The organism is Pseudomonas sp. SJZ131 (assembly GCF_007828705.1).
Taxonomy (GTDB): domain Bacteria; phylum Pseudomonadota; class Gammaproteobacteria; order Pseudomonadales; family Pseudomonadaceae; genus Aquipseudomonas; species Aquipseudomonas prosekii.
The window spans coordinates 189,353-212,949 of the sequence record NZ_VIVC01000004.1 but is presented as its reverse complement, the minus strand read 5'-3'; the positions used below and the strand labels follow the sequence as shown (position 1 = coordinate 212,949).

At 59.2% G+C, this 23,597-nt stretch carries 22 protein-coding genes; 14 read left to right on the top strand and 8 right to left on the bottom strand.

Annotated features, from left to right (window positions below; all coding sequences use genetic code 11):
- Positions 1-41: 41 nt before the first annotated feature.
- The 3 genes from fdhD to FBY12_RS18875 all read left to right on the top strand — a co-directional run bounded on the left by fdhD (position 42) and on the right by FBY12_RS18875 (position 4,058).
- On the top strand, positions 42-881 hold the full coding sequence (gene fdhD / locus FBY12_RS18885) for a formate dehydrogenase accessory sulfurtransferase FdhD (protein WP_145254883.1): 840 nt from the start codon (positions 42-44) through the stop codon (positions 879-881).
- The gene (locus FBY12_RS18880) at positions 878-3,226 is read left to right on the top strand and encodes an FdhF/YdeP family oxidoreductase (protein ID WP_145254878.1); all 2,349 of its coding nucleotides are present in this window, start codon (positions 878-880) and stop codon (positions 3,224-3,226) included. The genes fdhD and FBY12_RS18880 overlap by 4 nt, the downstream gene beginning before the upstream one ends.
- A gap of 346 nt (positions 3,227-3,572) precedes the next feature.
- On the top strand, positions 3,573-4,058 hold the full coding sequence (locus FBY12_RS18875) for a glycine zipper domain-containing protein (protein WP_092274912.1): 486 nt from the start codon (positions 3,573-3,575) through the stop codon (positions 4,056-4,058).
- 66 nt (positions 4,059-4,124) lie between these two features.
- On the opposite strand, the gene FBY12_RS18870 is transcribed toward FBY12_RS18875, so the two are convergent.
- The 3 genes from FBY12_RS18870 to FBY12_RS18860 form a co-directional block, all read right to left on the bottom strand.
- Positions 4,125-4,544, bottom strand: a complete 420-nt coding sequence (locus FBY12_RS18870; RefSeq protein ID WP_101209297.1) for a thioesterase family protein — start codon at positions 4,542-4,544, stop codon at positions 4,125-4,127.
- A gap of 140 nt (positions 4,545-4,684) precedes the next feature.
- Entirely contained in the window at positions 4,685-5,911 is a 1,227-nt protein-coding gene (locus FBY12_RS18865) for a 3-hydroxyacyl-CoA dehydrogenase (RefSeq protein ID WP_145254875.1), read from the bottom strand.
- A gap of 171 nt (positions 5,912-6,082) precedes the next feature.
- Positions 6,083-8,011, bottom strand: a complete 1,929-nt coding sequence (locus tag FBY12_RS18860; RefSeq protein ID WP_145254872.1) for an ATP-dependent DNA helicase RecQ — start codon at positions 8,009-8,011, stop codon at positions 6,083-6,085.
- Between the two features lie 464 nt (positions 8,012-8,475).
- Between FBY12_RS18860 and FBY12_RS18855 the strand changes: the two genes are divergently transcribed.
- From FBY12_RS18855 to FBY12_RS18835, 5 genes are all read left to right on the top strand, one after another.
- Positions 8,476-8,757, top strand: coding sequence for a hypothetical protein (locus tag FBY12_RS18855; RefSeq protein WP_121731676.1), 282 nt, complete (start codon positions 8,476-8,478; stop codon positions 8,755-8,757).
- Between the two features lie 137 nt (positions 8,758-8,894).
- Positions 8,895-10,025: a hypothetical protein gene (locus FBY12_RS18850; RefSeq protein ID WP_145254870.1), complete on the top strand. Its 1,131-nt coding sequence runs from the start codon at positions 8,895-8,897 to the stop codon at positions 10,023-10,025.
- A 375-nt stretch (positions 10,026-10,400) separates the two neighbouring features.
- Positions 10,401-10,697, top strand: coding sequence for a hypothetical protein (locus FBY12_RS18845; RefSeq protein WP_145254868.1), 297 nt, complete (start codon positions 10,401-10,403; stop codon positions 10,695-10,697).
- Positions 10,698-10,844: 147 nt separating this feature from the next.
- A complete protein-coding gene (locus tag FBY12_RS18840) occupies positions 10,845-11,288 on the top strand; it encodes a hypothetical protein (protein ID WP_145254865.1) in 444 nt (147 codons plus the stop codon).
- Positions 11,288-11,560 carry a type II toxin-antitoxin system RelE/ParE family toxin gene (locus FBY12_RS18835; RefSeq protein ID WP_121731679.1) on the top strand — a complete coding sequence of 91 codons (273 nt, stop codon included), beginning with the start codon at positions 11,288-11,290 and terminating at the stop codon, positions 11,558-11,560. The genes FBY12_RS18840 and FBY12_RS18835 overlap by 1 nt, the downstream gene beginning before the upstream one ends.
- A gap of 74 nt (positions 11,561-11,634) precedes the next feature.
- Here FBY12_RS18835 and FBY12_RS18830 read toward each other — a convergent pair whose 3' ends face one another.
- Together FBY12_RS18830 and hslO are read right to left on the bottom strand one after the other, a co-directional pair.
- The gene (locus tag FBY12_RS18830) at positions 11,635-13,176 is read right to left on the bottom strand and encodes a phosphoenolpyruvate carboxykinase (RefSeq protein WP_092274937.1); all 1,542 of its coding nucleotides are present in this window, start codon (positions 13,174-13,176) and stop codon (positions 11,635-11,637) included.
- Positions 13,177-13,358: 182 nt separating this feature from the next.
- Positions 13,359-14,261: an Hsp33 family molecular chaperone HslO gene (gene hslO, locus FBY12_RS18825; RefSeq protein ID WP_145254862.1), complete on the bottom strand. Its 903-nt coding sequence runs from the start codon at positions 14,259-14,261 to the stop codon at positions 13,359-13,361.
- Positions 14,262-14,363: 102 nt separating this feature from the next.
- Here hslO and FBY12_RS18820 point away from each other — a divergent pair, with 102 nt between their 5' ends.
- Positions 14,364-15,164, top strand: coding sequence for a phosphatase PAP2 family protein (locus tag FBY12_RS18820; protein ID WP_145254859.1), 801 nt, complete (start codon positions 14,364-14,366; stop codon positions 15,162-15,164).
- A gap of 45 nt (positions 15,165-15,209) precedes the next feature.
- On the opposite strand, the gene FBY12_RS18815 is transcribed toward FBY12_RS18820, so the two are convergent.
- Complete coding sequence (locus tag FBY12_RS18815; protein WP_092274946.1) at positions 15,210-15,617, bottom strand: RNA-binding S4 domain-containing protein; 408 nt, start codon at positions 15,615-15,617, stop codon at positions 15,210-15,212.
- Positions 15,618-15,732: 115 nt separating this feature from the next.
- Here FBY12_RS18815 and FBY12_RS18810 point away from each other — a divergent pair, with 115 nt between their 5' ends.
- The 3 genes from FBY12_RS18810 to rimK all read left to right on the top strand — a co-directional run bounded on the left by FBY12_RS18810 (position 15,733) and on the right by rimK (position 17,911).
- Positions 15,733-16,512 carry an EAL domain-containing protein gene (locus FBY12_RS18810; RefSeq protein WP_145254856.1) on the top strand — a complete coding sequence of 260 codons (780 nt, stop codon included), beginning with the start codon at positions 15,733-15,735 and terminating at the stop codon, positions 16,510-16,512.
- Positions 16,513-16,589: 77 nt separating this feature from the next.
- Positions 16,590-17,009 carry an ATP-dependent zinc protease gene (locus tag FBY12_RS18805; RefSeq protein ID WP_371927498.1) on the top strand — a complete coding sequence of 140 codons (420 nt, stop codon included), beginning with the start codon at positions 16,590-16,592 and terminating at the stop codon, positions 17,007-17,009.
- Entirely contained in the window at positions 17,006-17,911 is a 906-nt protein-coding gene (rimK, locus tag FBY12_RS18800; RefSeq protein ID WP_121731683.1) for a 30S ribosomal protein S6--L-glutamate ligase, read from the top strand. Before FBY12_RS18805 ends, rimK begins: the two co-directional genes overlap by 4 nt.
- Positions 17,912-18,315: 404 nt before the next feature.
- On the opposite strand, the gene FBY12_RS18795 is transcribed toward rimK, so the two are convergent.
- Positions 18,316-19,629, bottom strand: a complete 1,314-nt coding sequence (locus tag FBY12_RS18795) for an ATP-binding protein (RefSeq protein ID WP_092274958.1) — start codon at positions 19,627-19,629, stop codon at positions 18,316-18,318.
- Between the two features lie 102 nt (positions 19,630-19,731).
- Positions 19,732-20,472 (bottom strand): two-component system response regulator OmpR, encoded by a 741-nt coding sequence (gene ompR, locus FBY12_RS18790; protein WP_092274961.1) that lies wholly within the window; start codon positions 20,470-20,472, stop codon positions 19,732-19,734.
- 359 nt (positions 20,473-20,831) lie between these two features.
- Here ompR and FBY12_RS18785 point away from each other — a divergent pair, with 359 nt between their 5' ends.
- Together FBY12_RS18785 and FBY12_RS18780 are read left to right on the top strand one after the other, a co-directional pair.
- Positions 20,832-23,156 (top strand): Tex family protein, encoded by a 2,325-nt coding sequence (locus FBY12_RS18785; protein ID WP_145254853.1) that lies wholly within the window; start codon positions 20,832-20,834, stop codon positions 23,154-23,156.
- Positions 23,156-23,539, top strand: a complete 384-nt coding sequence (locus FBY12_RS18780; protein ID WP_092274967.1) for a PaaI family thioesterase — start codon at positions 23,156-23,158, stop codon at positions 23,537-23,539. The genes FBY12_RS18785 and FBY12_RS18780 overlap by 1 nt, the downstream gene beginning before the upstream one ends.
- Positions 23,540-23,597 lie beyond the last annotated feature (58 nt).

The following is a 23,597-nucleotide window of genomic DNA, read 5'->3' as shown; positions in this document are numbered from 1 at the left end:
GCGCCTAGGCTAGGAGCTGACCAAACCGTCGGTGATGTCCCATGAACGCCAAGCGCCCAACCAGCGCGGCGCCCGCACTCGAAACGCCCGCGCCTGCCGCCAGCCACACCTACAGTTACAGCGATCTGACCTACGCAGAATCGACCAGCACCGCGCTGGCCGAGGAAGTGGCGTTGGCGATCGCCTATAACGGCATCAGCCAAGCGGTGATGCTGGTGACGCCGACGGATCTGGAAGATTTTATCGTCGGTTTCAGCCTGGGCAGCGGCATCATCGAAGACGCCAGCGACATCTATGACCTGCAACTCAGCGGCGCGGGTTCGGCGCAATACGCGCAAGTGACCATCGCCAACCGCGCGTTCTGGAACCTCAAGCAACAACGTCGGCAACTGGCCGGCACCAGCGGTTGCGGGCTCTGCGGCGTCGAAGCGGTCGAGCAGGCCTTGCCGGACCTCAAAGTGTTGCCCGGCGCACCGCTGCCTCCCGCGCAATGGCTCGACGGTTTGCGCCAGCGCATCGGCGCGTTCCAGCCATTGGGCCAGCATTGCGGCGCGGTGCACGCGGCGGTGTTCATGAACAGCCAAGGTGAATTGTTGCTGGGCCGCGAAGACATTGGCCGGCACAACGCGCTCGACAAGCTGATCGGCGGCCTGATCCGCCAGAACATCCCGACCGCTGGCGGCGCGGCGATTGTCACCAGCCGTTGCAGCCTCGAATTGATCCAGAAAGTACTGCGCGCAGGCATTCAGACCCTCGTCAGCCTGTCGTCGCCCACCGGCCTCGCCGTGCAATGGGCGCGCCGCCACAACCTCAATCTCATCCACCTGCCGCAGAAAAGTGCGCCGCGGGTTTACAGCCCAGCGATGGAGAATCAAGCGTGAGCCAACACAATCAAGCCGATCAGACCCCCGTCCCGCGCTACAAGCCATATAAAGGGCCGGCCGGCGGTTGGGGCGCGCTGGCCAGCGTTGCCCGGGCCTGGTTGACCAGCGACAACGCGCTGAAAAACCTGCGCATGATGCTCAAGACCAACAAGAACGGCGGTTTCGACTGCCCCGGCTGTGCCTGGGGCGATTCCAAGGAAGCCGGCATGGTCGCGTTCTGCGAGAACGGCGCCAAAGCGGTGAACTGGGAAGCGACCAAACGCCGTGTCGATGGCGCGTTCTTCGCCAAACACAGCGTCAGCGCGCTGCTCGATCAAAGTGATTACTGGCTCGAATATCAGGGCCGTTTGACCGAGCCATTGAGCTACGACGCTGAAACCGATCGCTACAAACCGATCAGTTGGGAAGCCGCGTTTGCCTTGATCGCCAAGCATTTGCAGGGTCTGTCGAGCCCCAATCAGGCTGAGTTCTACACCTCGGGCCGTGCCAGCAACGAAGCGGCGTATTTGTATCAATTGTTCGTGCGCAGCTTCGGTACCAATAACTTCCCCGACTGCTCGAACATGTGCCACGAGGCCAGCGGTGTGGCGTTGGCGCAAAGTGTCGGCGTCGGCAAAGGCACCGTGACGTTCGAAGATTTCGAACACGCCGACGCGATTTTTGTCTGGGGCCAGAACCCCGGCACCAACCACCCACGGATGCTCGAACCGCTGCGCGAAGCGGTGAAGCGTGGCGCTCAGGTGGTGTGCGTGAACCCGCTGAAAGAACGCGGACTCGAGCGTTTCCAGCATCCGCAACACCCGATCGAAATGCTCACCAACGGTGACAAACCCACCAACACCGCGTATTTCCGCCCGGCGTTGGGCGGCGACATGGCGCTGCTGCGCGGCATGGCGAAATTCCTGTTGTTGTGGGAACGCGATGCGCAGAAGGCTGGCACGCCGGCGGTGTTCGATCACGACTTCCTCAACGAACACAGCGCCAACGTCCTGGAATATCTGGGCACTATCGACGACACGCCGTGGGAGCAGATCGTCGAGCAGTCCGGCCTGACCCTGGTGGAAATCGAGCAAGCGGCGCGCATGTACGCCAAAGGCAAGAACGTCATCATGTGCTGGGCGATGGGCATCACCCAGCACCGCCATTCGGTGGCGACGATTCAGGAAATCGCCAACCTGATGCTGCTGCGCGGCAACATCGGCCGGCCGGGCGCCGGGTTGTGCCCGGTGCGCGGCCACAGCAACGTGCAGGGCGACCGCACGATGGGCATCAACGAGCGTCCGCCAGTGGCGTTCCTCGATTCGCTGGAACGGCGTTTTCAGTTCAAAGTGCCGCGCGACAACGGGCACAACGTGGTCGAGGCGATTCACGCGATGGCCGACGGTCGCGCCAAAGTCTTTATCGGCCTGGGCGGCAACTTCGCTCAAGCGACCCCGGACAGCTCGCGCACTTTCCAGGCGCTGAGCAATTGCGACCTGACCGTGCAGATCAGCACCAAGCTCAACCGCAGCCATTTGGCCCACGGTAAAGAAGCGCTGATCCTGCCGTGCCTGGGCCGCACCGACATCGATATCCAGACCGAAGGCCCGCAAGCGGTCACCGTGGAAGATTCGTTCAGCATGGTCCACGCCTCCAACGGCCAGTTGCAGCGGTTGTCCAACCAAATGCGTTCGGAGCCAGCGATCATTGCCGGCATCGCCGCCGCAACGTTGGGCAGCAAACCGGTGGACTGGAACTGGCTGGTGGCCGATTACTCGCGCATCCGCGACTTGATCGCCGACACCATTCCGGGCTTCCGTGACTTCAATGAGCGGGTGAAAAATCCGGGCGGTTTCTACCTCGGCAACAGCGCTGGCGCACGCAAGTGGAACACGCCGTCGGGCCGCGCCAACTTCCGCGCCAACATGCTGCCCAAAGATCTGGTGCACGAACGCACGCGCGCGACTGGCGTATTGCCGGATTTGATCATGCAATCAATGCGTTCCCACGATCAGTACAACACCACGATTTATGGTCTGGATGACCGTTATCGCGGGGTCAAGGGTCAGCGCGATGTGTTGTTTGTGAACGAGGCGGACATCATTCGTCTGGGCTTCAAGCCTGGGCAGAAAGCCGACATCGTGTCGATCTGGGACGATGGCCGCGAGCGTCGGGTGAAAGGTTTTACGCTGCTGGCATTTGATATTCCTGCGGGACAGGCTGCGGCGTATTACCCGGAAGTGAACCCGCTGGTGCCGCTGGAAAGCACCGGGGACGGCAGCCATACGCCAACTTCGAAGTTTGTGGCGATTCGGCTGGAAATGGCCAGTGAGACTGGTTTGATCATGGCCAAGTCGGCTTAGGGCGTCAGCAGGTCCGCGCTCTTCGCGGGCAAGCCTCGCGCCCGCGGGTTCGCGTCGTTCGGATAATTCGCGGACGACTCTGATCTGTAGGAGCAAGGCTTGCCCGCGAAGGCGTCTGCCCGGACAACATAGGCTTCGGGTACTTTCCAAACGCCCACAAAAAAGGCCGTTTTCTCGCAAAAACGGCCTATCCGAAGTAGCTAAAGACCAGCAAAAATCACTTAAGTTCCCTAGATAAAACAGTAACTTACCGAATTGTGTACAAGTCGTGTTACTCGTCGGATTTTGATTGTCACAATCCACCCACCACCTCAGGATCGCGTCGTCATCCCCTTGAGGTTCCTCTATGAAGTTCTCCTCGATTCTCTTGTTGTCCCTTGGCCTGGTCAGTGGCTTCGCTTCTGCCGGAGGCACCACCGAAGCAGGTGTGGGCGGCGCATTGGGTGGAGTTCTGGGCTCGGTCGTCGGTCAGTCACTAGGCGGCAATACAGGTTCCACCATCGGCGCAGCCTTGGGCGGCGCGGGTGGTAGCGCAGTCGGCGCCGACAAACGCAGCCGTGGCGAAGCCGCCATTGGCGGTGCGTTGGGCGCAGCTGGCGGCAACGTAGTCGGTCGCAGCCTCGGCGGCGGCACCGGCAGCCTGATCGGCTCCGCAGCCGGCGGTGGTGCTGGCGGCGCGCTCGGCAACTACATGGGCAACAAAAGCGATGAGGACGACGACCGTCGCTCCTATCGTGGCCGTGATGATCGTCGTTACTACCGCGACGGCCACCCTGGCCGGGGTCATGCCTATGGCCACCGCAAGCATCACAAAAACTATCGTCATCGCTGAGGCCTGAAGGCTTAGCGGTCCGCTAGATAAAAATCGCAGCCCTCGGGCTGCGATTTTTTTTGCGTTTCAAACTACCAACCGTTCCAGCGCGTCGCGCAGCCCGGCAGGAATCGCCACTGGCTGATTCGATGCCCGATCAACAAACACGTGGACGAAGCGCCCAGCCGCACAGGCTTCGTCCTCGCCGTGCTTGAACACCGCCAGTTCGTATTGCACCGAGCTGTTGCCCAACTTGCCGACCCGCAGGCCGATCTCGATGCGATCCGGGAAAGCAATCGACGCAAAGTAATCGCACGCCGAACTCACGACAAAACCGACCACCTCGCCGTCATGGATATCCAGCCCGCCGACTTCGATCAGGTAAGTGTTCACTGCCGTATCGAAGAAGCTGTAGTAAGTGACGTTATTGACGTGACCGTAGGCGTCGTTGTCGTGCCAGCGCGTGGTGATGGGCTGGAAGTGCGGGTAGTCGGTGCGTTGATTCATTGATTGCTCTCATTCTGAAGGATCGTTCCCGTGCTCCGCGTGGGAATGGCTCAAGGGGCGCTCTGCGTTCGCCTTTGGGACGCCGAGCGTCCCTTGCTGCATTCCCACGCCGAGCATGGGAACGATCACAGCAGTGAATTCTAACGGTCAGCGAACCCCTTACCCGCCTCCGCCAACTCGCCAATCAGCCGCGCAGGTTTCCACTGATCGCCCTGCCGCGTTTCCAACGCCAGCAAACGCTGATGAATCTCCGCCAGCCCTTGCTGATCCGCCCAGGCCATTGGCCCGCCCTTGTCAGCCGGGAAACCATAACCGTTGATGTAAACCAGATCGATGTCATGCGCCGAACCGGCGATGCCTTCCTCGAGGATCTTCGCGCCTTCGTTGACCAGCGCCAGCAAGCAGCGCTCCAGAATCTCTTCAGGACCGATTTCACGGCGCTGGAAGCCCAGCCGCTCGCTGACCTCCAGCACCAGCGCATCGACCTCTACATCGTGCTCAGCCTGGCGACTGCCCGGCTCATAGTGGTAATAACCGTTGCCGCTCTTCTGACCGAAACGCCCTAGCTCACACAGCCGATTGTCGATCTGCACCTCAGGCGCATCCTGCCCTTTACCGGCCAGTTCGCGGGCGCGCCATTCCAGATCGATGCCGACCACGTCGTACATGCGGAACGGCCCCATGGCGAAACCGAAACCTTGCAGCGCGGCGTCGACCTGATACGGCAACGCGCCTTCGAGGAGCATCTTGCGCGCCTCGAGCACGTAGGTATGCAGCATGCGATTGCCGATAAAACCGTGGCAATTGCCCGACACCACGCTGACTTTGCCCATGCGCTGGCCGAGGTCCAGGGCGGCCTCAAGCACCGCCGCAGCGGTCTGCGCGCCGCGCACCACTTCAAGCAGTTTCATGATGTGCGCCGGGCTGAAAAAGTGCAGGCCCAGCACCTGTTGCGGGCGGCGAGTGGCGGCGGCAATCGCGTCGATGTCGAGCGCCGAGGTATTGCTCGCCAGAATCGCTTCGGGTTTGAGCAGGCCGTCGAGTTCGCGGAAGATTTTCTGCTTCAGCTCAAGATTCTCGTACACCGCTTCGATCACCAGATCGACATCGCGAATCGCCGCGTAATCCGCCGCGCTGGTCACTCGCGCGATGCGTGCGTCGGCTTCGGCCTGATCAATCCGGCCCTGACGCACGTTGTGCGCGTAGGTGTCGGCAACCGTGGCCAACGCCTGCTCAAGCATCTGCGGATTGTTATCCACCCACTGCACCGGCACCCCGGCGTTGGCCAGGCACATGACAATCCCACGGCCCATGGTGCCCGCGCCGATGACCGCAGCGCGCTGAATATTGAACGACGTCTGGCTCATTTTTGTTCTCTTGGTTGTGCACTGGTTGGCGATGCAAAGACAGGCTTCACCATAGCCAGCCGTCGCGGGTTTTTGAAATTTATTCGTGTGATGGGCGACATTCAGCGGATGGATGCACTGCTTCTTTTGGGTCGTTCCCACTCTCTGCGCGGGGTTCTTGGGATTCAGCCATCAGAGGTGCGCTTGCGCCCACTCCCGCACGTCGGCATACGGATAATCCTCCAGCACACCAAACCCCGGAATCGCTCGTGCCTTGAGCTTGGTAAACAGCGGCACGCTGATCCCGCACAAAAACCGCGTCACCCGCTCCGCTGTCGGGACATTCCCCGTGTACTGCTCGTGCTTGTGGATAAAGTCAGCGCACAGCGCTTGGAAATTTTTATCCACAAGCGCCGGCAATTCCGGTGGCGCCGGCAGCCGCGCCACATCGCCGTGGCACACCGAACAATGCCCGCACTGGCGCGGCGCATTTTCGTCGCCGAAGTACTCGGCCAGTCGATAACCCAAACAATGCTCGGTGGCGAACAGATCGAGCATCGCGTGAATCCGCGCAATCTCGGTTTGCTCATGCCGCGTGAAGTAGGCGTGCAATTCTTCGCTCAACGCCTGCGCGTCAAAACCGCTTTGCAGCAGGCTGTAGACCTCGGTCATCTGTTTGCTTTCGAGCTCGACCCAGCCCTTCTCCTGGAAGTAATCCAGCGCTTTGACCACTCGATTGCGCTCGGCCGAATGTTGCTCGTACAGCGCATCGAAATTCACCGTCGCCCAAGTCCGCGCGCGCGCAGAGGTCTGGATGATCGCCGCGACAAAGTCTTTGCGCTCGCCTTCAAACCGCGCGAGCAGCGCCTCCGGTTCCTGCAAGTATTTGAAACGGTACTCGGCGTAATAGGCGTAACGCGGGGCAATGATTGCGCGCAGTTCCAATTGCACCAGCAAGGTCTTGAGCGGGAGTTGGCGAATATTGCTCTGGTCCGCCAGCGGCCCGAGCAGAAACTCCCACTGCCCTTCTGGCGCAGCCGCTTGCAATTCGTCGAGCACGCAACGGATGCCATCGAGCTCCGGCGTGTCGCCATACACGAAGTTTTCCAGCACGTTGAGGCTGTCGCGGTTGGCCAATACCAGGCAGTCCGACGGCTGGCCGTCACGCCCGGCGCGGCCGATTTCCTGGCTGTAGTTTTCGATGGATTTGGGCAGATCGAAATGCACCACGTTACGAATATCGCTCTTGTCGATGCCCATGCCGAAAGCGATGGTGGCGACGATGCAATTCGACTGGCCGCCCATGAAGCGTTTCTGGATCGCCTCGCGTTGATCGTGCGGCAAACCGGCGTGATAGGCCTCAGCCTGAATGCCGTTGCGAACCAGATGCTCGGCGATATGCTCCGCGGTTTTCTGCAGCGTGACGTAGACGATGCTCGGCTGGCCGGGACGCGCGCTCATCCATTCGACCAGGCGTCGGCGTTTGTCGGCGCCGCGAACCGGCTCCACCAGCAGATTGAGGTTGGGCCGATAGAAACCTGTGGTCACCACGTCCTCGGGGGCGATGGCGAATTTCGCTTCCATATCCGCGATGACTTTTGGCGTCGCGGTAGCGGTCAGCAGCAGCGCCTGAGGAATGTTGAACTGGCGTTGATAGTCCGGCAGCTTCAAGTAGTCGGGGCGAAAGTTATGGCCCCATTCGGAGATGCAGTGCGCCTCGTCGACCACCAGCAGCGAGATCGGCACTTGCTGCAAAAAGTTACGGAAGCGCTCGTTTTTCAGGCGCTCCACGGAAATCATCAGGATCTTCAATTCGCCGGACTTGGCGCGCGCCATTACATCGCTGGCGTCGTCGCGGCTCTGCGCCGAATCAATGCTGCCCGCCGAGATGCCGTGGCGTTGCAGGAACGCCAATTGGTCCTGCATCAGCGCCAACAGCGGCGACACCACCAATGTCAGGTGTGGCAGCAGCAGCGCCGACAATTGATAACACAGGGACTTGCCCGAACCGGTGGGGAAAATCGCCGCCGCCGAGCGCCCGGCCAACACCGCGCTGACCGCCGCCTCCTGGCCGGGCCGAAACTGTGGATAACCGAAAACCTGTTCCAGGGTGTTGTGCATAAGCTGTCACTCCGTTGACCGCTGCGAAGCCCAAAGACTAGTCGGCAATCGCAGCGCGTCGAGAAAAGGTCGGGACCAAAACGATACGGGATGATACAGCGGATGCAATGCCCGACTTGCAGGGAACGCCAGCCGCCGTGAGAGTAAAAATTCCTCGGGCGGCTGTCGCTGATTCTCTAGGCCGGCCGGTAGGACGCGAGGAAAAATCCCACGCATTCTGGCGCTCGATTTCCACAGCCTTGCTGCGCAATGTCCGACAGCCCTGTAAGAGAATTTACCGACAAACGTTTTCCCGTAAAAAGCCCTGCTAACCGCGTAGGGCAAATCTGAAAACACCGGTAAATCCCCTACAAAGTCTGTCCATCAAAGCCGTATTGCCGCGTCGCGGGCTGGCCTTTTATAGTCCGAGCCCCGCCTGAAACAGCACTCTGCGGTTGCAGTGATTTCACACAGGACAGACCTCGATGAATACGCTCCATCCGCAGCCCGGTCGTTATCTTCCGCTCAAATCCAGCTACAGCACGACTGCGGTGCTGGTGATCGACACCGAGGCCGATCCGCACGAGATTCTCGATGCCGCACGCCAGCGCATTCGCGCGGCCAGCGACTTGCTGGAAACATTGCAGTGCCATTGTTTCAAAGAGGCTGACATCAAAGACATTCCGCACATCATCAACGCTCTTTACTTGTTAACACAGGATGGCAATCAATTACTTGAAGTTGCCAAGTTGCAGTTGAAGCGCTGAACTCATCGTTAACAACTGAGCAATAACAAATCAGCAATAACAAATCAGCAATACAAAAGCGGCAACAACTGAGCGCTTTCTTATTCGACTGGGCAAACTTAGTCTGCACGCTCTTTCAATCAGACAAGAGCAACATCATGACGACTTTAACTGTGTTCTTTTGCGGCACCGGCTCGACTAAATTTGATGACAAGAACAGCACTTACTGGAACGGCGAACTGGTTGCCACACTTGCTTCCAATCACGCCGGGCGCGAATTTGCCGAGTGGGTGGTGATCGATGGCCCCGGCACCAGCAACCTGCAAGCCGACGAACTGTTTACCCAATCCAAGGACTATTGCCTCAGCGGAACCTTGTTCGGCAAGGGCTGGGAAGAAAACGTCAAGCACGCGGTCAACATCGTCATCGGTCGTAGTGACTGGCAACGCGAGAAACTGACTGAAGCCGAATACAACCGCCTGAAAGCCGCCGGCATTCCCATCGACGATGTAAAAGTCGAGGGTTCGTGGATGTGGCGCAAGTATAACTACGGCGACCGTAGTGTGACCCAGCAAAAATTGCAGGAGCAAATTATCAAGACCTTCCGCAAGGACGGAATTATTCCAACTCGCATCAACTTGGTCGGCTGGAGTCGTGGCGGCATTAGTTGCCATATGTTGGCCAACGCGCTTTATAACGATGTGCAGCTTCGCGATATTCCGGTAAACATTTTTGCGATTGATCCAGTCCCGGGCTTGTCCAACTTTCAAAGCGAAAAAGTCAAACTGGAAAAGAACGTTAAAGAGTACGTGGGGTTTTATGCTCGCGACGAGCGTTCGAAAGGCTTCAGTTGCGTGATCCCGCAAACTTCGCCACTGACCAAAACCCACATTTACCCGATGCCTGGCCGCCACGGCTCGCTGGTGGGCAACGCCGCCTCCGATGGTGTCAGCGGGCCGAAAACCCTGGCCGAACCAGGCCAGATCGTCCGTCATTTCGCTGAAGCCTGCCTCAAGCGCTGGGGCGTGACGCTGAACAAAACCCTGAACCTGACCCACGCGCAACTGGAAAACCTGCACACCGTGATGGGGCGCGACGACTCGAAATATGTGGCGATGCGTAAGATTTCCTACACCTATTTCACCGAACTGGATCTCGGTGAGCGCCATGTGTCGCTGGGCAACAAGGGGGTTAATTTTTCTGCGGTGAAAGGCACGATCTTCGCGCCGGCGACCGGGCTGACGACGGGTTTGAAAATGGAAAAGGACTCGTATCTGCACATTCGTTGAACGACTCAATGATGCTGGGAAACGATGTGTTTAAAAGGCTCGCGGATTCGTAGGAACGGCCTATAGAAATTTCGCCCACTTCCTACAGAGTCCGGCGCCTTGTCTTCTATCGTCGCAGTGGTGCCGACACCTATAGTCGTGACTGTCGCTGCCAATACAGCGGCTCGGGCTTGGTCACCCGATGGAAGACATAAGCGCGTCCGTTGTATGCTGCCGGCACCTCAAGTGTCTGCACGCTATATGGTGGCTGTGTTTGGGACGTCTGATGGCGTGCCGGTCTTATGTATTCCTCCGGTTGACCAACCCGAACACAGTCCGCCTCCATCGCTTGGTCACGATGGCAGCGGTTCATCTGATGCATTTGGGAATACATAAATGAACAACAGCAATCCGCCAAACGATCGTTACCTCCCACTCCAAAGCAACCTCACCAATACCTCGCCGCTGATCATCGACACAGAGGCCGATCCCCAAGACATTCTCGAAGGCGGGCTCCAGCGAATCCGAGCCGGCAGCGACCTGCTAAAAACCCTGCATTGCCTGTGCTTCAAACACGGCGACATCGAAGACATCCCGCACATCACCCACGCGCTCTACCTGCTCACCCAGGACGGCTGCGACCTGTTAAAAGTCGCCCAGCAACGCATGATGGGTTGGAAAGCATCCTCCTGACCAAACTGCCAGGGGATCGCCCGCCTGAATAGAGCTGGCGATCCACAAAAAAGGCCACCCAATCGCGCATCTTGATGGAGACAAAATTTGCAAACAATAAATGATTGCGTAGCATACGAGCCAATGAACCACCAAAGGCTCTTTCTAATGACTACTGAGAAGGTTGATCATCCGACGCTCATTAAATTGCTTGAAAAAGGTGCTGTGACTGCAACCCATATTCATCCCAAGCAAGGTGGCTGGTCAGTCCAAATTCAAACTGGCATGAAGGTCCTTTCGCTTACAGCTCAGCGCAGCCGGCAAATACGGCTATTCAAGCGACTGGAAACGCTGGTGATCTATCTGCAAGGAATAGGGATCAGTCATTTCGATGTCGACACGTCGCACTATGATCCCTCTCAAATAAAGACTTACTCGCGCCCTGACCGGGCCGAAGCGCTTAAGCAAGTCCACGAATCGGCCGCCTATGATGAGTGGTTCAGGAAGCAGGTTCAGGAAAGTATTGATGATCCCCGCCCAAGCGTGAGCGATGAAGAGGCGCGCAGAATCTTCGCCGCAAAACGTGATGCTATCCGCCAACGGGCTCGCTAATGCGAGTGATTTGGCGCCCGGCTGCTCTCAATGACCGGGACAACATCATGAATTACATTTGCCAGGATAATCCCGACGCAGCCATCGCGTTAGACGAAGTTTTTGAGCTCAAAGCAGAGCAGGCCCGCCATCAGCCCAGGCTCTACCGACACGGAAGAATTTCCGGCACTCACGAGATAGTGGCCACTCCAAACTACGTGATGGTTTATACGGTTGTGGACAAAAACGTCGAGGTGTTGCGGATTCTGCATGCGCGACAACATTGGCCGTAATTGACTCCACCGCTTGCAGCGCCCACAAAAAAGCCGCCCCAACAGGGCGGCTTTTTCACAACGTCAACGCAACCTTACAACTTAGGCCCGGCAGCCTTGATCGCGTCGCTCACTTCGAACTTCTTGAAGTTCTCAACGAACAACCCGGCCAATGCCTTGGCGGCCTCGTCGTAAGCAGCCTTGTCAGCCCAGGTGTTGCGTGGGTTCAACAGGCCAGTTTCAACGCCCGGCACGGCCAATGGCACGTCGAGGTTGATGGTGTCGAGGTGCTCGGTTTCAGCGCCGATCAACGCGCCACTCTGGATTGCTGCGATCACGCCACGTGTGGTCGGGATGTTGAAGCGTTTGCCGACACCGTAGCCACCGCCGGTCCAGCCGGTGTTGACCAGGTAGACCTTGGAGCCGAAGCCGCGGATGCGCTTGATCAGCAGCTCTGCATATTCGCCGGCCGGACGCGGGAAGAATGGTGCGCCGAAGCAGGTGGAGAAGGTCGACTTGATGCCGCTGCCAGAACCCATTTCGGTCGAGCCCACCAGCGCGGTGTAGCCGGACAGGAAGTGGTAGGCCGCTTGTTCTTCGCTGAGGATCGACACTGGCGGCAGCACGCCGGTCAGGTCGCAGGTCAGGAAGATCACCGCGTTTGGCTCGCCGCCCAGGTTCTTCTCGGAACGCTTGGCAACGTGCTCCAGCGGGTAAGCGGCGCGGCTGTTTTGGGTCAGGCTGACATCGGCATAGTCGGCGTGCTTGGCGTCGTCGATGACGACGTTTTCCAGGACTGCGCCGTGCTTGATGGCTTTCCAGATGACCGGCTCGTTCTTCTCGGACAAGTCGATGCATTTGGCGTAGCAGCCGCCTTCGATGTTGAAGACCACGCCTTCGCCCCAGCCGTGCTCGTCGTCACCGATCAGGTAACGGCTTTCGTCAGCCGACAGGGTGGTTTTGCCGGTGCCCGACAGACCGAAGAACAAGGTCACGTCGCCTGCTTCGCCGATGTTGGCGGCGCAGTGCATCGGCAGCACGTCGGCGGCCGGCAGCAGGAAGTTTTGCACGGAGAACATGGCTTTTTTCATTTCACCGGCGTAACGCATGCCGGCGATCAGCACTTTCTTCTGTGCGAAGTTGAGGATCACGCAACCGTCGGAGTTGGTGCCGTCACGCTCTGGCACACATTCGAAGTTGGCTACGTTGAGGACTTGCCACTCGTCACGGCCAGCCGGGTTGTACTGCTCGGGGTTGATGAACAGGCAACGGCCGAACAGGTTCTGCCAGGCGGTTTGGGTGGTCATCTTCACTGGCAGGTAGTGGTCGGCGGACGCACCTACATGCACGTGGGAAACGAAGTGCTCTTGCGCGTTGTTGAACGCCTCGACGCGGTCCCACAGGGCATCGAACTTGTCGGCCGGGAACTTGCGGTTGATCGGGCCCCAGGCAATGGCTGCCTGTGTGGAAGGCTCGTCGACAATGAAGCGATCGACTGGCGAGCGGCCGGTGCGGTGACCGGTGCGAACAACCAGCGCGCCGGTATCGGCAAGCTCGCCTTCACCGCGACTCAGGGCTTCTTTGACCAGATCATCAACACTCAGATCGGTGTACACGGCGTTATTGGCTTGCGTCATGAGATTCCCCGTCGGCCAGTGGCCGAGTGTGCTCCAAACGTTTTGTAGTAGAAAGTCGTGCACTACTACCGCGACAAAAAGTGGGCCGGATTATGCCAGAAACGCCCAAAAAAAGTAGGGCCCTCCCGTCGTAACGGCGTTATTCCGGCGCTTACCAGTGAATTTACCTGCGCTGAACCGTTTTAGTGCCGGGTATCTGACGGGGTATCAACGCCCGCTCCAGCGAACAATTGAGCGATATCGGCGGCATCGAACAGGTAACGCTGGTTACAGAACTGGCAATCGATCTCGATGTGGCCGCCATGTTCGATCACCAGCGACTGGGCATCTTCCAGACCCAAGCTGACCAGAGCATTGGCAGAACGTTCGCGGGAGCAACTGCAGCGAAAACGCAGTCGCTGCACGTCAAACAGGCGCACTTGCTCTTCGTGGTAGAGGCGATGGAGCACGGTTTCGTTGTCCAGACTGAGCAATTCATCGGCGGTCAGGGTGCTGGCCAGCGCGGTGATGTGCTGCCAACTGGCGGCGCGTTCTTCTTCGTCTTTCAGACGGTCGGCGGGCAATTGCTGCAGCAGCAGGCCACGGGCGCGACGGCCATCAGCGTACAACCAGAAGCGCGTGCCGACCTGTTGCGACATGATGAAATAGTTGGTGAAACACTCGGACAAGGTCTCGCCGTCGAGGTCGACGATGCCTTGGTAACGCTGGCCCTGAGTCGGGTCGACGGTCAGCGCCAGCACGCCGTTGGGCATGAGGTCGGCGAGGGTCGCGTCGGGGGCAATCTGATCGGCTTCGTAACGCGCGAGGCCACGGATTTCGCGCTCGCTGGAGCACTCGATCATCAGCAACGGGATCGGGCCATCGGAACGCGCCTGCAAAATCAGCAAGCCGTCAAACTTCAGCGCGCCGACCAGCAGCGACGCGGCGGCCATCAGTTCGCCGAGCAGTTGCGCAACTGGCTCCGGGTAGGGGTGTTTGGCCAGTACTTCGGCATAGCTACGTTCCAACGCCACCAGCTCGCCGCGGGTGTCGCTGTCATCGAAGATGAAGCGTTGGGTGAAGTCGGAATCCGGTAGATCGGTCATAGGTCTGGGTATCTGAAGTGATGACAATTTGATTACAAAAAGTGACAATTACGCTTTGCGGCACCACTTTGGTGCGCGATGTTCCGCCATTGGAGGCATTTTATGAACAATCCGGGTTTGTTCCAAGCAAGGTGGAACCTCCGCCGGTTGGTTTTGTGCAATGTCGTGCCTTTAGCGTTGCTGGCATTCTGGTTATGGCCCACGGGTCAGATGTTGTGCACGATTTTCGACGAGTGGCTGTTCCGTCTGCTCAATACGCCGTTGGCCAGTAACCCGATATGGCTCCACATTTGGGCAATTGCAAGTCTGCGGCCGTTTGACGCGGTGGTCGGGGTAATTCTGCTGACGCTGCTGATCACCGGCGACTGGGTGTTTGAAGCGATCAACGTGCGCCGCGCGTTTTTCGGTTTTCTGGCGATTCTGTTGTTGCTGCTGTTTATCCGCATGCTGTTTTCAAAATTCGCCGACTACATGGATTGGCAGCACAGCAGCCCGTCGATGATGCTCGATGGCGCGGTGCACATGAGCGAGTACTTCCCCGGGCTGGAGAAGACGTGGCAATTAAAGGACCGTTCGAGCCAGAGCTTCCCCGGTGATCATGCTTCGGTGTTGTTGATCTGGGCGATGTTCATGACCGTGTTCAGCCGCAGCACCAGGCAAACGCTGACGATCTGGGGGCTGGCGTTGCTGTTCATGATGCCGCGCCTGGTGGCCGGCGCGCATTGGGGCCAGGACGATTACATCGGCGGCGTGCTGCTGGCGGTGTGGGCGTTGGGCTGGGGTTATTACACGCCGTTTGCGTATCACGTTTCGGAGTTTTTCCTGAAAGTGACGACGCCGGTGTTTGGGCTGCTGGGGAAATTGCCGGTGGTTTCGCGGATGAGCGTGGTGCGTAGCGCCTGATATTGTCAGATTGTTCCCACGCTCGGCGTGGGAACAATCTTCGGGTTACTCGTCGTTACTGCTGCCACGAAACTTGAACAAATCCCGGCGCTGCTTTTTGCTCGGTTTGCCATCGGTGCTCACGCCCAGTGAGCCGGCCTTGCGCATCGCCGCTGCCGCTTCGCGCTTGGCGACGCTGGCTTCGGTTTCCGCATATAAAGTCTGCGCTTCCGGCGCGCCGCGCCTCACGATCGACAGCGCCTGCACCACCACGGTCTTCTCCTCAAAGCCAATGCGAATCTGAAACTCATCGCCGATGCGCGGTTCCTTGCCCGGTTTGCAGCGTTCGCCCCGGCAATGCACCTTGCCACTTTCGATGGCTGATTTGGCCAGCGCACGCGTCTTGAAAAACCGCGCCGCCCACAACCATTTATCGAGGCGAACCTTGTCGTCCTCTTCCTGTTTTTGTGCCATATGAATTCCTCATTCCGCCAGTAGTCGGAACTGTACTACCGTTTCTGTCGGGCGCAACAATCCGCTCCGGCAGATAGACTGTGATCGTGGCCGGTTTCCGGCATGGAGTGATCGAGTGACTATATTCCCCTCTTCCCTGACCTCAGCTAAATCCGGATGCCAAGGCTGCCAGCAAAGTGAACCGCTGGGCTTTGACTTTGCCTTCGCCTATCAACCTATCGTCGATCTGCGCGACCAGTCGATTTTCGCCCACGAAGCGCTGGTACGTGGCCTCGCCGGTGAAGGCGCGATGTCGGTGTTAGATCAAGTTACAGAAGAGAATCGCTACCGCTTCGACCAGCTCTGCCGGACCCGCGCCATCGAAGGCGCGGCCAATCTAAATATGCAGACACACTTGTCGATCAACTTCATGCCCAACGCGGTCTATCGTCCGGAGCTGTGCATTCGCAGCACGCTGGAAGCTGCGAAGAAACACAATTTCCCGATCAACCGACTGATTTTCGAAACACTGGAAAGCGAGCACGTAGATAACTATCGCCATTTGACCAATATTCTGCGTGAATACCGCGAATTCGGCTTCATGACCGCCATCGACGACTTCGGTGCTGGTTATTCAGGGCTCAATCTGCTCGCCGATTTCCAACCGGACCTGATCAAACTCGACATGGCGCTGATCCGCGATGTCGACCGCGACCGTGTCCGTCAGGCCATCGTTCGGGGGGTTGTCACAATGTGTGCGGAGTTGAACGTTACAGTCATTGCCGAAGGCATTGAGACGGCCGGTGAACGGGATTTCCTGGCGGACTGTGGAATTTTTCTGATGCAGGGTTACTGGTTCGCCAAACCTGCATTCAAAGCGTTGGCCCAGGTAGCCCCTGAGGCCTGGACGCGTTAATCGCCGGTTGTTCCTAATTGAAGACATTTGACCATTTGACCGTTGTCGGTCTGCGCGAGTGGGTGGCGCTCCCGGATCTGGGAGTTGCGGGCCTTCGGGCGAAGATCGACACCGGCGCCAGCACTTCCAGCCTGCACGCCACCGACATCGAACGCTTCGAGCGCGACGGGCAAGAGTGGCTGCGTTTCACCGCGCATCTGGGGTCGGTGGTGCAATTGCGCCATCGACGTTGCGAAGCGCCGCTGGTGACAATGAAGACCATCAAAAGCTCCAACGGCCACGCGCAGATGCGTTATGTGGTCAGCACCACCCTGGCCCTCGGTGATCGGGTCTGGCGGGTCGAGTTCACCCTCGCCTGCCGCAAATCCATGCGCTATCGCCTGTTACTCGGTTCCAAAGCCTTGATCGACGGCCAGTTGGTGGTCAATCCGGGCATCAAATACGTACAAGACAAGCCGGTGTTCCCGGTATCTACCTCCTCCACAGGTGTTGCATGAAGATCGCTGTGCTGTCGCGGAATCCGCGTCTGTATTCCACCCGTCGTCTGGTCGAAGCCGGTACCGAGCGTGGCCATGAAATGGTGGTGATCGACACCTTGCGCGCCTACATGAACATTGCCAGCCACAAGCCGCAGATCCATTACCGCGGCAAGCCGCTGGAAGGTTTCGACGCGGTGATCCCACGGATCGGTGCGTCGGTGACGTTTTATGGCTGCGCGGTGTTGCGCCAGTTCGAAATGATGGGCGTGTTCCCGCTCAATGAGTCGGTGGCCATTGCCCGTTCGCGGGACAAATTGCGCTCGCTGCAATTGCTCTCGCGTCGCGGAATCGGCTTGCCGGTGACCGGGTTTGCGCACTCGCCGGACGATATTCCGGACTTGATCGCGATGGTCAACGGCGCCCCGCTGGTGATCAAAGTGCTTGAAGGCACGCAAGGTATCGGCGTGGTGCTGTGTGAAACGGCGACAGCGGCGGAATCGGTGATTGAAGCGTTCATGGGTTTGAAGCAGAACATCATGGTCCAGGAATACATCAAGGAAGCCGGCGGCGCGGACATTCGCTGTTTTGTGGTCGGCGACAAGGTGATTGCGGCGATGAAGCGTCAGGCCAAACCGGGTGAATTTCGCTCCAACCTGCATCGCGGCGGCAGCGCCAGCCTGATCAAGATCACTCCGGAAGAACGCATGACCGCATTGCGCGCGGCGAAGGTGATGGGTTTGGCGGTGGCGGGTGTGGATATCTTGCGTTCCAACCACGGGCCGCTGGTGATGGAAGTGAACTCGTCACCGGGGCTGGAAGGGATCGAGACCACCACCGGCAAGAACGTGGCCGGGATCATCATTGAGCATCTTGAGAAAAATGGTGGGCCGAACATGACGCGCACCAAAGGGAAGGGCTAAAGCCAAGAGCCCCCTCACCCTAACCCTCTCCCCAGAGGGGCGAGGGGACTGACGGTGGTGTTCTTTCGAGCTACATCGACCTGAAAAATCGAGTCGAGCTCAAGTTTCAAAACAACCGAGATCTGCCCCCTTTCCCTCTCTCCCCTGTGGGGAGAGGGGACTGACGGTGTGTTCTTTCGAGCTACATCGACCTGAAAAATCGAATCGAGCTCAAGTTTGAAAACAACCGAGATCTGCCCCCTTTCCCCCTCTCCCCTGTGGGGCGAGGGGACTGACGGTGATGTTCTTTCGAGCTACATCGACCTGAAAAATCGAGTCGAGCTCAAGTTTGAAAACAACCGAGATCTGCTCCCTTTCCCCCTCTCCCCTGTGGGGAGAGGGCTGGGGTGAGGGGTGGCTTTTGACTACACAGCGTCCCGCGGCAGCATCAACCCAAGCGGCAAGCGCACCCGCGCTTCCAATCCGCCGCCCGAGCGGTTGCGCAGTTCAACGTTGCCGCCGTGCATCGACGCAATCCGTTTCACAATCGCCAGCCCTAACCCAGTGCCCTTGCCGCCGCGCGCTCGATCGCCTCGGGTAAACGGGTTGAAAATCGCCTCCAGCTCTGACGGATCGATTCCCGCTCCACGGTCCATCACGCTCAGCACCACGTAAGGTGCGTTGATATCTCCGGACACAAAAGCCGCGACTTCGACACTGCTGCCCGCGTGATTCAAGGCGTTGCCAATCAGGTTGTTGAGCAAGCGTTTCATCGACACCCGGCGCAACGGGAACGGCTGGATCGGCTCCAGCCGCAAGCGCACTTTTTCTTCGTTCTGGTTGTACGGCGCAGCCACTTCGCGCACCAGGTCGCTGAGGTCGACTTCTTCCACCGACTCGTCACGCCCGTCGCGGATGAACGCGAGGAACTGGTCGAGAATCGCGTCCATGTCTTCGATGTCGCGCACCATGTCGTCCGACAGATCGCTGTGATCGCCCATCAATTCCAGTGACAAACGCAATCGGGTCAGCGGCGTGCGCAAATCGTGGGAGACCCCGGCCAACATCAATTCACGCTCGCGACCGGCCTGCTCGACGTCTTCGGCCATCTGGTTGAAGGCGCGATAGACCTCGGCCATTTCGCTCGGCGTGTCGCTGATCGGCAGGCGCACACTGCGACCCTGGCCGAGTTGCCTTGCGGCATAGACCAGACGTTTCAACGGTTGATTGAGCTGGCTGACGAAGATCCACGCCGACGCGGTCGAGAGCAAACCGATGGCGAGGAACCAGCCGAGCACGTTCCAGATTTTCTGCCCGCGCAACGGATGCGGGTACAGCGGCACTTTCAGCCAGCCATCGCCCAGGCTCGGCGCCCGGACCCACAGCGCCGGCGGCGAATGCATGCGCAATCGCACTTCGGTGTCGGCGCCCAATTCGGCTTGCATCTGCCGCTGATAGATTTCGCTGTACGGCCAGTGTTGCTCGCCTTCCGGCACACCGGCACCCACCACGCGGATCAGCGTCGCGGCATCGGCAATTTTCGTGCGGTTTTCTTCGTCGGCGGCCCAATAGGCGCGCAGCGTCAGGGCGACGCCGTGGCTGTATTGGCGGTCCACCAGCACGTCCTCGTTCATCAGCAGATAAACCAGGGTCAATGCCTTGGAAAACAGCACGACGATCAGCACCAGCCACAGGGTGCGAGAGAAGAAACTCTGGGGGAACCAAACGGGGGTTTTCATGAATAACCGCTACACACTTGCAGGAGCGAGCGATGCTCGCACATTGCGGATCGCGAGTCTGCGGACAACTTCATCCGCAAACCCGCTCCTACAAATCGCCGATCACTTGGTGGCGGCGCCATCCGGAACGAACACGTAGCCCACGCCCCAAACGGTCTGGATGTAACGCGGCTTGGATGGATCAGGTTCGATCATCCGGCGCAGACGCGAAATCTGCACGTCAATGGAACGCTCCAGCGCATCCCACTCGCGGCCACGGGCCAGGTTCATCAACTTGTCGCGGGTCAGTGGCTGACGCGCGTTCATCACCAAGGCCTTGAGTACCGCAAATTCACCGGTGGTGAGCATGTGCACTTCGTTGCCGCGCTTGAGTTCGCGGGTGGCCAGGGACAGTTCGTAGTCACCGAAGGTCACGCTTTCGTCTTCGCTGCCCGGCGCACCCGGCACCGGCGCGGCCTGACGGCGCAACACCGCTTTGACCCGAGCCATCAGCTCGTCCGGGTTGAACGGCTTGGCCAGGTAATCATCGGCGCCCAGCTCCAGGCCCTTGATGCGGCTCAGCTCATCGCCCTTGGCGGTCAGCATGATGATCGGGATCTGGTTGTTCGCGCCGCGCAGTCGGCGGCAGGCGGTCAAACCGTCTTCGCCGGGCAGCATCAGGTCGAGTACGACCAGATTGAACACTTCGCGCGCCAGCAAACGGTCCATTTGTTCGGTGTTCGGTACGGCGCGGGCACGGTAGCCCTTGCTGACGAAAAAGCGTTCCAGCAGGCTGCTCAGCCCTGGATCGTCATCAACAATCAGAATCTTTTCGCCTTCAGCATTGTTTGCAGTGCTGCTCATTAGATGCTCCTTTTAGCTCGGCGCGCATTATGGCGTAGCTGTCGTTATACGCACCGTGTGCATTGTTAGCAGATTTTTCCTTCACCGCCATAGAACCGACTCCGCGCCTGCCGGGCGCAATGTCCCGCAATCATGGAACGCTGGGTATAATGCGCGGCGTTTTGTGTCAGGCAACGTTTGATCGTTACGCGCTGCGGCCACTTTTTATTTTCCCGGCGCGCGCAGTAATAGTTCGATTTCACGGGTCAACGGGATGCCTGTCGACCCAGGCAGCGGCGCAGGTCAGGCCGCTCAACCAGACTCGCCGGGCCTTTATTTGCGCGCCCGCGAGCTGCTTTCACAATTTGTCAGGTGGTTTTATGGACAGCATCAACAGCCGCATCGCCGAGGAACTCGGTGTACGCCCACAACAGGTCGAAGCGGCCGTCGCGCTACTCGATGAAGGCTCGACCGTGCCCTTCATCGCCCGCTACCGGAAAGAAGTGACCGGCAGCCTCGATGACATCCAGTTGCGTCATCTGGAAGAACGCCTGCGCTACCTGCGAGAACTCGACGAACGGCGCATCAGCATCCTCGCGAGCATCCAGGAACAAGGCAAACTCACGCCGCAACTCGAGCGCGACATCAAACTCGCTGACACCAAGACCCGCCTCGAAGACTTGTACCTGCCGTACAAACAGAAGCGCCGCACCAAGGGTCAGATTGCCCTGGAAGCCGGCCTCGGCGAGCTGGCCGACGGCCTGTTCAACGACCCGAGCCTGACCCCGGACGCCGAAGCCGCGCGCTTCGTCGACGCGGAAAAAGGCGTGGCCGACGTCAAGGCTGCCCTGGAAGGCGCCAAGTACATCCTGATGGAACGCTTCGCCGAAGACGCCGGTTTGCTCGACAAACTGCGCAGCTACCTCAAGCAGGAAGCCACGCTGAGCGCCCGCGTGATCGCCGGCAAGGAAGAGGAAGGCGCCAAGTTCCGCGACTATTTCGAACACGATGAACCGCTGAAAAGCATGCCGTCGCACCGCGCGCTGGCGATTTTCCGTGGCCGCAACGAAGGCATTCTCAGCTCCGCGCTGAAAGTCGGCGATGAGCTGCCGGGCACCATGCACCCGTGCGAAGGCATGATCGGTCAGCAATTCGGCATTCAGAACCAGAACCGCGCCGCCGACAAATGGCTGAGCGAAGTGGTGCGCTGGACCTGGAAAGTGAAGCTTTACACGCATTTGGAAACCGATCTGCTGGGCGAACTGCGCGACGGCGCCGAGACCGAAGCGATCAACGTGTTCGCGCACAACCTGCACGATTTGCTGCTGTCGGCACCGGCCGGCCCGCGCGCCACGTTGGGCCTCGACCCGGGCCTGCGCACCGGTTGCAAGGTCGCCGTGGTCGATTCCACCGGCAAGCTGCTGGATCACGCCACGGTTTACCCGCACGTGCCGCACAACAAGTGGGACCAGACCATCGCGATCCTAGCGGCTCTGTGCGCCAAGCACTCGGTGGATTTGATCGCGATCGGCAACGGCACCGCCAGCCGTGAAACCGACAAACTTGCCGCCGAGCTGATCAAAAAGTATCCAGCGATGAAGATGACCAAAGTCATGGTCTCCGAGGCCGGCGCATCGGTTTACTCGGCATCCGAACTGGCCTCCAAGGAATTCCCGGACCTGGACGTGTCGATCCGTGGCGCGGTGTCCATCGCCCGTCGCTTGCAGGATCCGCTCGCCGAACTGGTGAAGATTGATCCGAAGTCGATCGGTGTCGGCCAGTACCAGCACGACGTTTCGCAGCTGAAACTGGCGCGCGGCCTCGATGCGGTAGTCGAAGATTGCGTGAACGCCGTCGGCGTCGACGTCAACACCGCTTCCGTGGCGTTGCTGGCGCGGATCTCCGGCCTCAACTCGACGCTGGCGCAGAACATCGTCAGCCACCGCGACGAGCACGGCGCGTTCAAGACTCGCGCAGCGTTGAAAAAAGTCGCGCGTCTGGGCGAAAAAACCTTCGAACAGGCTGCCGGTTTCCTGCGTGTCATGAACGGCGACAACCCGCTGGATTCGTCGGCGGTTCACCCGGAAGCCTATCCGCTGGTGCAGCGTATTGCCGCTGAAACCGACCGCGATATTCGTTCGCTGATCGGCGACGCGAGTTTCCTCAAGCGCCTCGACCCGAAGAAATACACCGACGAAACCTTCGGTCTGCCCACCGTTACCGACATTCTGCAAGAACTGGAAAAACCGGGCCGCGATCCACGTCCGGAGTTCAAGACTGCCGAGTTCCAGGAAGGCGTCGAAGACCTCAAGGACCTGCAACTGGGGATGATCCTCGAAGGCGTGGTGACCAACGTGACCAACTTTGGCGCGTTCGTCGACATCGGCGTGCATCAGGACGGTTTGGTGCATATCTCTGCGCTTTCGGAGAAGTTCATCAAGGACCCGCGTGAAGCGGTGAAGGCCGGTGACGTGGTCAAAGTGAAGGTCATGGAAGTTGATATCCCGCGCAAACGCGTAGGTTTGTCGATGCGCATGAGCGACACGCCGGGCGAGAAGATTGACGGTGCGCGGGGTGCGCGTCCGGGTTCGTCCTCGCGTCAGTCGCAGAACACTGCGCCGCGCAAGGAAACCACGGCAGCGGCCCCGGCCAACAACGCCATGGCCTCGCTGTTCGCCAACGCCAAGCAGTTGAAGAAGCGCTGATGGAAATCCCTGCCGGGCTGACCGAAAGCGCTTTTTTCAAGTTGCTCGGGTGCCGCTTGCACAGCCTTGAAACCGGGGTGGCGCAAGTCGCCCTGGAACTGGCACCGGAGCTGCGTAATCGCGGCGGCAAACTGCACGGCGGGGCGTTGTTCAGTCTGGTCGACATTGCCATGGGGCTGGCCTGTTCCAGCACCCACGGCTTTGATCAGCAGAGCGCGACCATCGAATGCAAGATCAATTACATTCGCGCCGTGGCTGAGGGCGAAGTGCTGTGCACGGCGCGGGTTATTCACCCGGGCCGGCGCACATTGGTGGTCGAAGCCGACGTGATGCAGGGCGACAAACTGGTCGCAAAAGCACAAGGCACGTTCGCTGTGCTGTAGCTAGACGTCACCGATTTGAGTTAATTTCAGCGCAACGAAACCTGTAGGAGTGAGCCTG